Origin of the sequence: Nocardioides sp. NPDC057767 (assembly GCF_042798275.1) — a bacterium.
Taxonomy (GTDB): domain Bacteria; phylum Actinomycetota; class Actinomycetes; order Propionibacteriales; family Nocardioidaceae; genus Nocardioides.
In genome coordinates this window covers 1-12,969 of record NZ_JBHVKJ010000094.1, presented here as the reverse complement: position 1 = coordinate 12,969, position 12,969 = coordinate 1, and the positions used below count along the sequence as shown (strand labels likewise).

The 12,969-nt window shown below is 69.9% G+C and carries 11 protein-coding genes; 4 read left to right on the top strand and 7 right to left on the bottom strand.

Annotation, left to right across the window (positions count from 1 at the left end):
- Window positions 1-53 precede the first annotated feature (53 nt).
- Genes ACFVDI_RS27550 through ACFVDI_RS27540 form a run of 3 tightly spaced genes read right to left on the bottom strand, consistent with a single transcriptional unit; the run spans window position 54 to window position 3,440 of the window.
- Window positions 54-1,169 (bottom strand): hypothetical protein, encoded by a 1,116-nt coding sequence (locus tag ACFVDI_RS27550; RefSeq protein WP_378912087.1) that lies wholly within the window; start codon window positions 1,167-1,169, stop codon window positions 54-56.
- Between the two features lie 19 nt (window positions 1,170-1,188).
- Complete coding sequence (locus ACFVDI_RS27545; RefSeq protein WP_378912086.1) at window positions 1,189-2,679, bottom strand: Mur ligase family protein; 1,491 nt, start codon at window positions 2,677-2,679, stop codon at window positions 1,189-1,191.
- A 23-nt stretch (window positions 2,680-2,702) separates the two neighbouring features.
- Window positions 2,703-3,440 carry an alpha/beta fold hydrolase gene (locus ACFVDI_RS27540; protein WP_378912085.1) on the bottom strand — a complete coding sequence of 246 codons (738 nt, stop codon included), beginning with the start codon at window positions 3,438-3,440 and terminating at the stop codon, window positions 2,703-2,705.
- Between the two features lie 87 nt (window positions 3,441-3,527).
- On the opposite strand from ACFVDI_RS27540, the gene ACFVDI_RS27535 reads away from it, so the two are divergent.
- Complete coding sequence (locus ACFVDI_RS27535) at window positions 3,528-4,595, top strand: trans-sulfuration enzyme family protein (protein WP_378912084.1); 1,068 nt, start codon at window positions 3,528-3,530, stop codon at window positions 4,593-4,595.
- Here the strand turns inward: ACFVDI_RS27535 and ggt are convergent.
- Window positions 4,592-6,409 carry a gamma-glutamyltransferase gene (gene ggt / locus ACFVDI_RS27530; protein ID WP_378912083.1) on the bottom strand — a complete coding sequence of 606 codons (1,818 nt, stop codon included), beginning with the start codon at window positions 6,407-6,409 and terminating at the stop codon, window positions 4,592-4,594. The two genes, ACFVDI_RS27535 and ggt, sit on opposite strands and share 4 nt — an antisense overlap.
- A 173-nt stretch (window positions 6,410-6,582) precedes the next feature.
- Here ggt and ACFVDI_RS27525 point away from each other — a divergent pair, with 173 nt between their 5' ends.
- On the top strand, window positions 6,583-8,223 hold the full coding sequence (locus ACFVDI_RS27525) for a glycosyl hydrolase family 18 protein (RefSeq protein WP_378912082.1): 1,641 nt from the start codon (window positions 6,583-6,585) through the stop codon (window positions 8,221-8,223).
- Window positions 8,224-8,282: 59 nt separating this feature from the next.
- Here ACFVDI_RS27525 and ACFVDI_RS27520 read toward each other — a convergent pair whose 3' ends face one another.
- Window positions 8,283-9,296: an NAD(P)H-dependent glycerol-3-phosphate dehydrogenase gene (locus tag ACFVDI_RS27520; RefSeq protein WP_378912081.1), complete on the bottom strand. Its 1,014-nt coding sequence runs from the start codon at window positions 9,294-9,296 to the stop codon at window positions 8,283-8,285.
- On the bottom strand, window positions 9,293-10,051 hold the full coding sequence (locus ACFVDI_RS27515) for a lysophospholipid acyltransferase family protein (RefSeq protein ID WP_378912080.1): 759 nt from the start codon (window positions 10,049-10,051) through the stop codon (window positions 9,293-9,295). The genes ACFVDI_RS27520 and ACFVDI_RS27515 overlap by 4 nt, the downstream gene beginning before the upstream one ends.
- A 59-nt stretch (window positions 10,052-10,110) precedes the next feature.
- Between ACFVDI_RS27515 and cofC the strand changes: the two genes are divergently transcribed.
- Window positions 10,111-10,752 carry a 2-phospho-L-lactate guanylyltransferase gene (cofC, locus tag ACFVDI_RS27510; protein WP_378912079.1) on the top strand — a complete coding sequence of 214 codons (642 nt, stop codon included), beginning with the start codon at window positions 10,111-10,113 and terminating at the stop codon, window positions 10,750-10,752.
- Here cofC and ACFVDI_RS27505 read toward each other — a convergent pair.
- Window positions 10,749-11,504 carry a hypothetical protein gene (locus ACFVDI_RS27505; protein WP_378912078.1) on the bottom strand — a complete coding sequence of 252 codons (756 nt, stop codon included), beginning with the start codon at window positions 11,502-11,504 and terminating at the stop codon, window positions 10,749-10,751. The genes cofC and ACFVDI_RS27505 overlap by 4 nt on opposite strands.
- Before the next feature lie 197 nt (window positions 11,505-11,701).
- On the opposite strand from ACFVDI_RS27505, the gene ACFVDI_RS27500 reads away from it, so the two are divergent.
- Window positions 11,702-12,901 (top strand): hypothetical protein, encoded by a 1,200-nt coding sequence (locus ACFVDI_RS27500; protein ID WP_378912077.1) that lies wholly within the window; start codon window positions 11,702-11,704, stop codon window positions 12,899-12,901.
- Window positions 12,902-12,969 lie beyond the last annotated feature (68 nt).

The following is a 12,969-nucleotide window of genomic DNA, read 5'->3' as shown; positions in this document are numbered from 1 at the left end:
GCGTCATGACGGGCCGACTCGGCGATTTGCTGTCAGTTTGTGCCGACTCGACGTCAGCTCAGGCCGGTGAGCTTGCCGGCGATGCCGCCGGCGGCCTTGAGGGCGACGCCCTCCTCGAAGTTCCGGGTGACCTGGGGGATGTGCTTCTCGGCCTCGGCGATGGCACTGGTGAGAACCTCGGAGGCCGGGGTGTCGGGCCACAGGTAGAGCGAGAGCGCGCCGGGGATCGAGTTGACCTCGTTGATGAAGACCTCGCCCTTGCCGTCGGAGAGGAAGTCGATGCGGAGGATGCCGGTCAGGCCGGTGAGCTCCACGACGCGTACGGCCAGGTCCTTGATCTGCTTGGTGACCGACTCCTCGACCTGGGCCGGGAACTCGCGCGGCGAGGAGGACAGGCCGTCGGTGTGGACGTACTTGGCGGAGTAGTCGTACATCTTCGCCTCGTCGGAGCGCAGCGGGCGCTCGACGTCGCTCACCGCGATCTCGGGCGCGGTGCGGACCGAGGCATTGAGATCGAAGAGGTCGGGGCGGTACGGCTCGACGACCGCTCCGGCACGCAGGTGCGGCGAGGTGTTGAGGAGCGCGAGGCCGGTCTCGTAGTCGTCGACGACCTCGATGCCGATGGAGGAGCCCCCGAAGCGCGGCTTGACGATGTAAGGACCCTCGAAGGACGGGGCGGCGTAGCGCGAGAGCAGCTCGCGCTGCAGCGACGGCAGGCCGGCGTTGAGCATGACCGCGCCGAAGGCGAGCTTGTCCATGCCGAGCGCGGCGGAGGCCGGGGTGGCGCCGGTCGCCTTCAGGCCGGCGAGCTCGAAGAGCCACTGGATGCCGCCGGCCTCGCCCGCGCCGCCGTGGAAGGCGGAGAGGATCGGGCCGGTCTCCAGTCGCTTGCCGCCGCCGAAGCCGCCGACGGTGTAGAAGCCGTCGCCCTTCTCGGTGCCGAGCCGGAACTCGACGGCCTTGGAGCCCTTCGGCTCGCCGCCGAGGAAGTCACGGGCCTCCTGCTTGGCGGGCACCAGGAACCACTTGTCCGAGCGCGCCCAGTAGAGGCAGGTGACCTCGACGCCGGCACCGGAGAGGACCCGCTCGGCCTGCAGACCGGTGAGGATGCTGATGTCGTGCTCGGCGCTGGGACCGCCGAAGACGATGGTGGCCTTGGTTACGCTCATGGTGGAAGCTCCTGGGGTCCTACGCGTAGTGATCGGGGAGGTCGTTCTCGTACAGCACCACGTCGCCCTCCTTGGCCGCGGTCAGAGCGTGATCCGCCGCCGCCTTGCGGCTGTCGAACGCAGTGGTTCGCGCGGGGTCCCCCGCCCGCAGCGCTTTTCGGTTGGTGCGACCGACGATGCACAGCTGCATCTTGTCGGAGGCCGTGGCAGCCTGCGCGAACTCGATGTTGCGCGCGGCCTGCTCGGTGCCCAGCTCGACCATACCGGGCGTGATGGTCCACACCGTGCCCGACTCCCCCGCCAGCCGTTTCGCCTTCGCCAGCGCGGCCGCGGCGCCTGTGGGGTTGGAGTTGAAGGTGTCGTCGACGACCCACACGCCGCCCGGGGTCTGGTTGGCCTCGGCGCGGTGGGGCGTACCCGGGATCGAGGAGAGTCGCTGGGTGATCGTCTCGATCGGCACCTCGACGGCAAGGGCGAGGCCGACGGCGATCGCGACGTTGATCGGGTGGCCGACCTCGTCGGGCAGCTCCACCGCGTACGTCTCGTTGCCGATCGTCAGGTTGCCGTCGGCCACCACGACCTCGGCGGCGGTGCCCGGCACCGTGGAGCAGGCGATCACGCGCTTGCTGGCGCGGAGGTTCTCGGCGATGAGCGCGAGCTCGGGTACGTCGATGTTCAGCACCACGGTCGAGGCCTTCGGGAGGATCTCCGACTTGGCCTTCACGATCGTCTCGCGCGACTTCATCCGCTCCAGGTGGGCCTCGCCGATCGTGGTGATCGCGGCGACCTCGGGCGGGAAGATCTCGGTCAGCTCGGCGATCTCGCCGGGACCGTAGGTCCCCATCTCGGCCACGAAGATGTCGGTGCCGGGCTGAAGGCGGTCGTTGACCGCACGGGAGAGGCCCATCGCGTTGTTGAAGCTCGCCGGCGAGGCCAGCGTCGACCAGCGACCCTGCATCAGGTGGGTGGCGTAGTTCTTCGTGGAGGTCTTGCCGTAGGAGCCGGTGATCGCGACGATCTTCGGGTTGACGCGTCTGATCGTGGCAGCGGCCTGCACCTGCCACTTCTTCGCCATCGCCTTCTCGATCGGCCACATGATCGCCAGGGCCGCCTCGGCCAGCGGGACCGCGAGGATCGGGAGCAGGCCGGCAGCGGCCGGGGCGAACAGCGCGATCAGGACGGTGACGGCCGCGTGCAGCACGAGGAGCACACCGGCCAGGCGCTTGACCCGGTCGGTCCAGACGAGCCGCTTCGCGCCGGTGAACGACATGCCCACGGGCCAGCCGAGGAACAGCAGCGCGCCGACGAGCGCACCGTAGGGCAGCACGAACGACGCCAGACAGACCACGACGACCGCACCGAGCAGGATCGCTTCGACCGGGCGGGCCTTGATCCAGATCCACTCGATCGCGAACAGCCGGGTCGGCTCGTAGTGCTCACGCTGAGCGACCCGCAGCCAGCGGTAGTACGAGACCAGGGTCAGCGCGGAGGTGACCAGGACGATCCACATGCTTCTTCTTCAGCCCCTCAGATTCAAAACGTACGCAGTTCGTCGATCGAGCCTCTTAGGCTCTTGACCAGGCCGGCATCGAGCAGGTGTGCCGAGCCGGGCACGATCTCCAGGGTCGCGTTGTCCCCCAGGATCTCCATCGCCTCACCGGGCATCCAGACCGGCGCGGCGGTGTCGTTCTCGCCCCAGATTAGGCGCAGCGGGAGGTCCTTCGGGATGGCAGCGAGCTGGTCGGTGTAATCGTCGTTGACCGCTTTCACGAGCACCTGCCGCATCACGCCCTTGGCGTTCCGGTAGTCCTCCGAGCCGTACTTTTCCCGCAGCTGGTCCATTTTCGTCTCTGGGATGAGCTTCTTGGAGTACGCCCAACGGCCGACACGGTAGGCAAGCTTGGGCTTGCCCCCGGCCTTGGGACGAAAGAGCGGCACGCCGGTCAGCACGACCCCACGGACGAGCTCCGGATACGCAGCAGCGAGCTGTACCGAGACACGGCCACCGAAGGAGTGCCCGACCAGAACCGGCCGGTCGAGCTCCCTGAGGATCTCGGCGAGCCAATCGGCGTACTCCCGCGTTCCCCAGGCCTCGTCCGGAGCCGGCGTCGCGCCGAAACCGGGCTGGTCGAGCGCGAGCGCGTCCAGGCCCTCGAGCGTCGATCCCCAGTCGCTGCGGTTGCGGGCCCAGCCGTGCAGGGCCACGACGGTGGCAGCATCCTTGCCGTGCTTCTCACCGAAGGCACGTCCATCCAGCAGGGTCGTCAACACGGCCGCAACCTTATCCGGGACCGTGCGCCGACCCGTAACCGCGCGGCGCGTGAGGCCCGTCGCGGAAGGGGCAATAGGGTCGAAGCCATGAATCACAAGCCCGCCACGATCGCCGTCCACGCCGGGCGGCCGGCCCACGAGCCCGACCAGCCGCTCAACGTACCGATCACGATGGCCTCGACCTATGTGGCCGGCGGCGACAAGGAGTACGGGCGCTACACCAACGACGCGTGGGTGGCCTTCGAGGAGGCGCTCGGGAGGCTCGAGGGTGGGCGGGCGCTGTCGTTCGCATCCGGGCTCGCGGCGGTCGCGACGCTGCTGGACCTGGTCAACGACTCGGTGGTCCTGGCGACCGAGCAGAGCTACCTCGGCACGATCGGCCAGCTGGCCGACCTCGAGGCCCGCGGCCGGCTGACCGCTCGCCTCACCGACTTCTCCGACACCGCGGCGGTCGTGAAGCTGCTCGAGAGGCTCGACGGCGAGGTCGCCCTGGTCTGGGTCGAGACGCCGACCAACCCGGGGATGCAGCTCGCCGACCTGCCGGCCGTCATCGCCGCCGCACACAAGGCCGGTGCCCGCGTGGTGGTCGACAACACCTTCGCCACCCCCCTGATCCAGCAGCCGCTCGCCCTCGGCGCGGACATCGTCATCCACTCGGCCACCAAGTTCATCGCCGGTCACTCCGATGTCGTGATGGGCGCGGTCGTGGTCTCCGACGACACGCTGTGGGACGTACTCAAGGCCCGCCGCGACCTCCTCGGCGCGATCCCCGGTCCGTTCGAGGCCTGGCTGGCGCTGCGCGGCCTTCGTACGCTGCACCTGCGCGTCGAGCGCTCCGCCGCCAACGCGGCGACCCTCGCCGAGCGGCTGGGTGCGCACCCGGCCGTCGCGGAGGTCCGCTATCCGGGGTTCGGCGGGATGCTGGCGGCCGTGCTGCCCACCGCGGAGCAGGCCGATCTCCTCACCCACTCCACCTCGCTGTGGGTCCACGCGACCTCGCTCGGCGGCGTCGAGTCCACGTTCGAGCGCCGTCGCCGCTGGAAGACCGAGTCGTCGACGGTGCCCGAGGGGCTGGTGCGGATGTCGGTCGGGATCGAGGACGTCGACGACCTCTGGGACGATCTCTCCCAGGCGCTGGAGCGCCTCGGAGGCTAGGGCGCCGGACTGACCACCAACGCGGACCCGCCGCCTCGGCGCCACGGCTCGGCGGTCGAGGTCAGCAGCCCGTCCGGGCCGATCTCGATCGCGGTGGCCGCGCCGAGCTCCGCCGTGGAGGCGAAGCGGTGTCCCAGCGACGTCAGCGGCCCGCCGTACGTCTCGATGAACGCCGGCTCGGCGCCGGTGTTCGCGGCGTTGCGCTGGGAGACCCTCGGCGCCGCCATCGCCTCGGGCAGTGTCCGTTCGCGGGCGAACCGCTCGATGAGGATCTGGAGCACGGTGGTGATGATCGTCGAGCCGCCGGGCGAGCCGACCGCGAGCACGGGCCGCCCGTCGGAGAGGACGATCGTCGGCGACATCGAGCTGCGGGGTCGCTTGCCGGGTTCGATCCGGTTGGGGTCGTCGGGCCGGTAGGTGGTCGAGAAGTCGGTCAGCTCGTTGTTGAGGATGAAGCCGCGACCGGGCACGGTGATGCCGGATCCTCCGGTCTGCTCGATCGTCAGGGTGTATTCGACCACGTCGCCCCAACGGTCGACCACGGTCAGGTTGGTGGTCTCCAGGTTCTCGGTGTCCTTGGCGGTCACCCCGGCGCCGGCCGGATCGCCGCAGAGGCCGTCGTAGTCGTCGGCGTTCCCGGCGGCCACCGGCTTCGGCAGGGCCGCCGCGGGATCGATCCCACAGGCCCGCTCGGCTGCGAAGGTGTCGTCGAGGAGTGCCTCGACGGGCACGTCGACGTGATCGGGGTCGCCGAGGTAGGCCCCACGGTCGGCGAAGGAGATCGCGCTCGACTCGATCAGGTGGTGGTAGGCCTCGGTAGCGCTCATCCCGGCCAGCTCGTAGCGCTCCAGGATGTTGAGCGCCTCCCCCACCGTCGTGCCACCGGAGGACGGCGGCGCCATCCCGTAGACGTCCAGGTCACGGTAGGTCGAGCGGGTCGGCTCGCGATCGGGGGCGGTGTAGGCGGCCAGGTCCTCGGTGGTGACCCAGCCGGGCGGAACCGGTAGGTCGGTGTCGTCGGTCTTCGGCGGCTCGGCCACCGTCGCGGCGATCTCCGCGGCCAGCGGGCCGCGGTAGAAGGCCTTCACGCCCTTGCGTCCGAGCAGGTCGTAGGTCGCGGCGATGTCGGGGTTGCGGAATCGGCTGCCGACCTCCGGCGCGGATCCTCCGGGAAGGAACAGTTCCGCAGTGGAATCGATCGCTGCGAAACGATCCGCGTTGTCGACGGTCTGCTGCCGGAAGGTCTCGTCGACGACGAAGCCTCGCCGAGCCAGCCGCGCGGCCGGTTCGAGGGACTGGGCCAGCGAGCGCGTGCCCCATTTCCTCAGCGCCTTGTCCCAGGTCAGCGGGGTGCCGGGGACGCCGACCGAGGCGCCGCTGGTGACCATGTCCGGGAAGAACGGATACTCCTTCCCGGTCTCCGGATCGATGAACGCGTCGTGCGGCATCGCGGCCGGCGCCTTCTCCCGCCCGTCGATCGTCTCGACCTCACCGGTGCGCGCGGAGTAGTGGACGAAGAAGCCACCACCGCCGATCCCGGCCGAATAGGGCTCGGTGACCCCGAGCGCGGCTGCCGTCGCGATCGCCGCGTCGGTCGCGTTGCCGCCCTTGCGCAGCACCTCGAGCCCGATCCGGCTCGCATCGGCGTCGACGCTCGCCACCGCGCCGCCGTAGCCCACGGCCGTGGGCACCTTCGGGGGCGGCGCGAGTCCTTCTTCCGGGGCGGCGGTCGCCCCTGCGTACGGGACCAGGGTGGCCAGCGCGAGCGCGCCTCCGGTCAACGTGGCAACAACTGCAGAGCGGCGTCCGAGCATGGCGATCTCCCAGGATTGGCGGCCAATCGAACGTACTACTTCCGCGCCGACCTCGAATTACGTTCTGAAATTCCTTAATTAGTAAAGGTTGCTTACAAATACGGAGACTGCCACCATCGAAAGGCGATCGGGCGCCTGGTGCCCGAGCAAGCCATCACCTCGGAGGTGTCACCATGCATGTCGCCTTGCCCCCACGAAGATCACGCCGGATCGCCGGCCTTCTCATCGGCGCTCTCGCCGGAGCACTCGCCCTCACCGGCACGCTCGCCCTCACCAGCAGCCCGTCCAGCGCATCGCTGAAGGCGGCCGCCGCGGAGCCGACCGCCATCAACGGCTACCGCAACGTCGGCTACTTCGTGCAGTGGGGCGTCTACGGCCGCGGCTTCAAGGTCAAGCAGCTCGAGACCTCCGGCGTCGCCGACGACCTGACCCACCTCAACTACGCCTTCGGCAACATCCACCACCAGACCCTGACCTGCTTCGAGGCCAACAAGGCCCAGGGCGAGGGTCCCAACGGCTCCGACGGGGCCGGTGACGCGTGGGCCGACTACGGGATGTCGTACGCAGCCGACGCATCCGTCTCCGGCACGGCCGACACCTGGGACCAGCCCCTGGCCGGCTCCTTCAACCAGCTCAAGCAGCTCAAGGCGAAGCACCCGGGCCTGAAGGTCCTGCTCTCGCTGGGCGGCTGGACCTGGTCGAAGAACTTCTCCCTGGCCGCGGCGACCCCGGAGTCGCGCCGCAAGCTCGTCTCCTCGTGCATCGACCTCTACATCAAGGGCAACCTGCCGGTGATCGACGGCCGCGGTGGCACCGGTGCGGCCGCCGGTGTCTTCGACGGCTTCGACATCGACTGGGAGTGGCCGGGCTCGCCCAACGGCAACGCCGGCAACCACGTCGACCCGGTCAACGACCGCGCCAACTTCAAGGCGCTGCTGGCCGAGTTCCGCTCCCAGCTGGACGCCCTGGGCGCGACCACGGGCAAGGACTACCAGCTCTCGGCGTTCCTGCCGGCCAACCCGCAGGACATCGAGGCCGGCGGCTGGAACGACCCGGCGATCTTCAGCTCGCTCGACTTCGGCAACATCCAGGGCTACGACCTGTGGGGTGCCTGGGACCCGACACTGACCGGCCACCAGGGCAACCTCTACGCCGACCCCGCCGACCCGCGCCCCGACGGCAAGCGGTTCAGCGTGGACGAGTCGGTCAGGGAGTACCTCGACGCCGGGATCTCACCGGCCCAGCTCGGCCTGGGCATGGCGGCCTACGGTCGCGGCTGGCAGGGCGCGACCTCGGCCCAGCCGTGGGGTCCGGCGACGGCCGCGGCCCCCGGGACGTACGAGGCGGGCAACGAGGACTACGACAAGCTCAAGACCCGCGGCACCGACCACTACGACGCCGCGACCGGTGCTGCCTGGCGCTACGACGGCAACCAGTGGTGGACCTACGACAACGTGTCCACCATCAGGCAGAAGGCGGCCTACGCGATCTCCAAGCGCCTCGGCGGCGGCATGTGGTGGGAGCTGTCCGGCGACCGCCAGGGCGAGCTGATCGGCACCTTCGCCGACGCCATGCGCAACGGCACCGACGGCCCGGTCGAGGAACCGGACCCGACCGACCCACCGACCGAGGAGCCCACGGACCCGCCCACCGACCCGCCGGCCGGGGCGGCCGCGTGGTCGGCCACGACGGTGTACGTCGCCGGCGACCGCGTCACCTACGGCGGCCACCTGTGGGAGGCCAAGTGGTGGACCCAGGGCAACACTCCCGGCACCGAGGAGTGGGGTCCGTGGAAGGACCTCGGGACCATCTGAGGCCTGACGACAGCGACGGCCCCGGAGCATTTGCTCCGGGGCCGTTCCGCCTCGATGTCCTACTCGGTCTCCGCCTTCGTCGGCCGCTCGAGCATCTCGTCCATGATCTCGCTGACCGTCTTGGCACCGGAGACGACGTCGTCGACGTACTGCGCCAGCGGCACGTCCACGCCGACCTTCGCCGCCAGCTCGCGCAGCGAGTGCGACGACTTGGCGCCCTCGGCGACCTGGTGGCTGGAGGCGAGGATGTCGGCGGTGGTCATCCCCTTGCCGAGCTTCTCCCCGAACGTACGGTTGCGCGAGAGCGGCGAGGAGCAGGTCGCGGCCAGGTCGCCCAGGCCGGCCAGACCCATCAGGGTCATCGGGTTGGCGCCCAGCTTCATGGCCAGCCGCGCGGTCTCGGCGAGGCCGCGGGTGATCAGCGAGGCCTGGGTGTTGTCGCCGAACCCCATGCCCGCGGCCATGCCGGTGGAGATGGCGACCACGTTCTTGTAGGCGCCGCCGATCTCGCAGCCGACGACGTCGGTCGAGGTGTAGGGGCGGAACGCGGGCGAGTGCACGCGGGCCTGGATCGCCTTGGCGACCTCCTCGTCGGCGCACGCCACCACCCCGGCGGCGGGCTCGCGACGGATGATCTCCTTGGACAGGTTGGGACCGCTGACCACCGCGATCCGCTCCGGCCCGGCGCCGGTGACATGGGCGATGACCTCGCTCATCCGCTCCAGGGTGCCGAGCTCGACGCCCTTCATCAGCGAGACCAGCGGCACGTCCTTGGGCAGGAACGGCGCCCAGTCTGTGAGGTTGGCGCGCAGCGTCTGCGACGGCGCGGCCAGGACGACCAGATCGGCTCCGTACGCCGCCTTCTCGATGTCGTGGGTGGCGCTGATGTTGCGGGGCAGCTCGGTGCCAGGGTGGTAGTCGGGGTTCTCGTGGGTGTCGTTGATCGCCGCCGCGACCTCCTCGCGGCGCGCCCACATCGTCACGTCGTTGCCCGCGTCAGCGAGGATGACCGAGAACGCGGTGCCCCATGAGCCCGCTCCGAAGACCGCTACCTTGCCCGATGCTTCGCTCACTTGGTGTTCCTCTTCTTGTCGGGGTTCCCGGTCGCGTTCACACCGGCCTTCTTCGGGTCGAAGAGCTCGCTGGGCGGCTCCTCCTGCCGGATGTCGGCCACGAGGCCGACGATCGCCTTCATGATCCGGTCGGTCGCCTGATTCACGACCGCCGCAGTGTGCTCCTGCACCTCGAGATCCTTCAGGTCGACCGGGTCACCGATCTTCATCTGGATCATCTTGCGGCCGATCAGATGCGGCTTGACAGAGTACGCCGGAAGCAGCTCCTGGGCTCCCCACTGTCCCACCGGGTAGACCGGGGCTCCGGTTGCGAGCGCGATCCGGGCCGCACCGGACTTTCCGCGCATCGGCCACCCGGTCGGGTCCTTGGTGATCGAGCCCTCCACGTAGACGACCACGATGCTGCCCTCGTTGACAGCCTTCACGGCCGCATCGAACGCCGACGCGCCGGCCGTGCGGTCCACCGGGATCTGACCGGCGGCACGCAGGAACTTACCGAGCGCGCCCTTGAACAGCCCGGCCTTCGCGAGGTAGCTCGGCCGGCGGCCGTAGTCCCACACGATGTGCGCAGCGGTGAACGGGTCGATCTCGGAGACATGGTTGAGCGCGATCACCGCTCCCCCGCTCTCCGGGATCTTCTCGCCGCCGTCCCACTGGTGTTTGGTGGTGGCGAGAAGGACGGGCTTCACGATGCCGACGGCCACGACCCACGGCCAGCCGATCTTGCCCTCCTGGAACTTCCGGTACTTTCCCACGCACGCAGGCTACCGGGCCGTCACCTCGGGGTTGTGAGATACCTGTCAGGATCTACCCTGTGCCTGCACCTGCACCCGGTTACGTCGTCCTGCTGCCCGTCAAGCCTCCGGCGCGCGGCAAGTCCCGGCTGGTCGGCATCGAGTCGCACGAACGCGCCGATCTGGCTCGCTCGTTCGCCCTCGACACTGCCGAGTCGTGCCTCGCTGCCTCCGGGGTCGGTGCCGTCCTGGTGATCACCGACGACTCCTACTTCGCCGCCGACGTGGCTCGCCTCGGTGCCGCCGTCATCCCCGACGGGGTCAGCGGAGACCTCAACGAGACCCTCGTACAGGGCGCGCGCGAGGCCCGGCGCCGCTGGCCGGAGCTTCGTCCCGCGGCCCTGTGTGGCGACCTGCCCGCACTCCGCTCCGCCGACCTGGACGCGGCGCTGACCGCCGCGAGCGGGTTCGCGGCTGCGTACGTCGAGGACGCGGCGGGCGGCGGCACCACGCTCTACACCGCGCCCCACGACCGCTTCCGGCCAGCCTTCGGGCCGGGCTCCGCCGCCGCCCATCGAGGCGGCGGCGCCCATCCGCTCGTGGGCGACCTGCACTCGCTGCGCCACGACGTCGACACCCTCGAGGACCTCGAGGCCGTACGCAGACTGGGGCTCGGGCCGCGCACGGCTCTGGCTTCGGTGCGGGTCGCGAGTCTCGGCTAGGAGTCGCCGGACGGCTTCTCGGCGCCGGTGTTCGGGGTCGACGGGGCCCCGTTCGCGGTCGTCTTCTTAGCCGGAGCCTTCTTCGCGGGAGCCTTCTTCGCCGCCGTCTTCTTCGCAGGGGCCTTCTTGGCGGTCGTCTTCTTGGCCGGCGTCTTCTTCGCAGCGGTCTTCTTCGCGGCCGTCGTCTTCGCCGGGGTTGCGGGGGTCTCCGGAGTCGACGGGGTTGCCGGGGTCACCGCGGTGGCGGTCTTCTTGGCCGCCGGCGTCTTCTTCGCGGTGGTCTTCTTGGCGGCCGGGGTCTTCTTCGCGGCGGGCGCCTTCTTGGCCGCCGTCTTCTTCGCCGCGGTCGTCTTCTTCGCAGGGCTGTTCGTGGCTGTGGCCTTCTTGGCGGCGGTCTTCTTCGCCGGTGCCGGCTTCTCTGCCGGAGCGGTCGCCTTCTCGGGGGTGGCCGAGACAGACTCGACCTTCTCGGGGGTGGCCGGGGCAGGCTCGGCCTGCGGGTCCGCGACCGGCGCGACGGCGGTCTCAGGCATGACGGCCGGCTCGGCAACCGGCCTGCCACCCGGCTTCACGACGGGCTCAGCACCTTTGGTCGACGCCTTGCGTCCGGGCCGCGGCAGTGTGACCTTCGGGACGGAGGGAAGCTTGACCTTGCCGGACACCACGTCGGCGACCAGCCTGCCGGCCGTGTCCTTCACCGCACCGACGACTTTTCCGGCCTGTTTGCTGGCATCAGCTACTCGTTTTCTCACCACCCGTCCGACCTTAGGCCATGCCCGGGCCCAGCGGACATACCGACGGCATGTGAAAACGGATTGTTCACCTGAACTCTCCTGATCCCGACGCCTCGGCATGGTTACCGTGGAGAGACTCGGGCCACGTCCGTAGCTCAGCTTCGACGTCGCAGGCCTTCGGGTGACAGGACGAGGAAGGTACGACCATCACCGACGTGCACATCGACGAAAAGCAGCCGCCCGTGGTGCTCGACGAGCAGCCGGCCACGGCGAGGCGCAGCCGCGCCGGAATCCTCTTCTCGGCCTGCATCATCCTCGCTCTGGTCGCCTCCGTGGCCTGGCTCGCGGTCCACACGACCCGTCTCGCCGAGGCGCGCACCGGCGCCAACGTGGCCTCGCCCGCCCCGCCCGCTCCGACGGTCCGCAACAGTGCGCCCGCCGTCCCGGCGACGTACGCCGATCTGCCCATCGGTCCGGCGACGACGCTGCCGTTCGTCGACCAGGCCGGCCGGCTCCAGCTCGGCGCGAAGCCGCAGAAGGTGTACGGCTCCCAGATGAGCGTGGCCGGGTGGACGGTGCTGATGTACGAGCGCGCCGAGAAACCTGGTCCGGTGTGGATCGCGCGACGCGGGAAGACGATCCAGGTCCCCGGTCTGTGGATCCAGCCCGTCCTGAGCAAGGACGGCAACCAGCTCTTCGCCCTGCAGCAGACCGGCGACGAGACCTCCGCCCTGGTCGCCGTGGACACCGCGACGGGCGAGGAGACCGACCGGCTCGACCTCGACGGCACCCCGGTCGCCACCGCGATCCTCGGCACCGACCGCACCCGCGCCTACTTCCGCACCGGCATCGTCCCGGCCCCTCCGGCCGCACCCGGCAACTACGGTGAGCTGACCGTCTCCCGCCCGCCGGTGACGGCGTGGAATCCCGGCCACACGACCCAGCGGATCTCCCTGCCGCTGGGCTACCAGCAGCTGATCCCGCTGCGCCGTGGCGTACTCCTCCACAACCCCAGCGAGTGGGAGGCCCGCTTCGCCGCCATCGAGGCCGACGGCAGCCTCACCCAGCCCGGAGTGCACGCACCGCTGCCCGGCTCGGTAGTGGACTCCCCCGACGGCTCGATCGTCGCCATCGCCCGCAACCCCAGCGATCCCGGGATGATCAGCTACGGCGCCGAACGCGGCATCGCCGTCAACATGAGCACCTCCGAGCACATCGACCTGCGCGTACCCGACTCCGTCGAGAAGGTCCACGTCGCCGGCTTCGAGTCCGATCGCAGCGTCGTCCTCTACACCGCGACCATCACCGAGTCCTGGTACCTCCGCTGCTGGGTCGACACCGGCTCCTGCGACCGCGTCACCGGCTCCCAGCGCGGGGCCGACGGTCGCCAGATCCGCCTCCTCGGCCACCCCTGACAGCCGAGACGTCAGCTACGTCGGCCGAGAATGCAGTTGTGGGCGACGAGAGTGCACTCTCGTCGCCC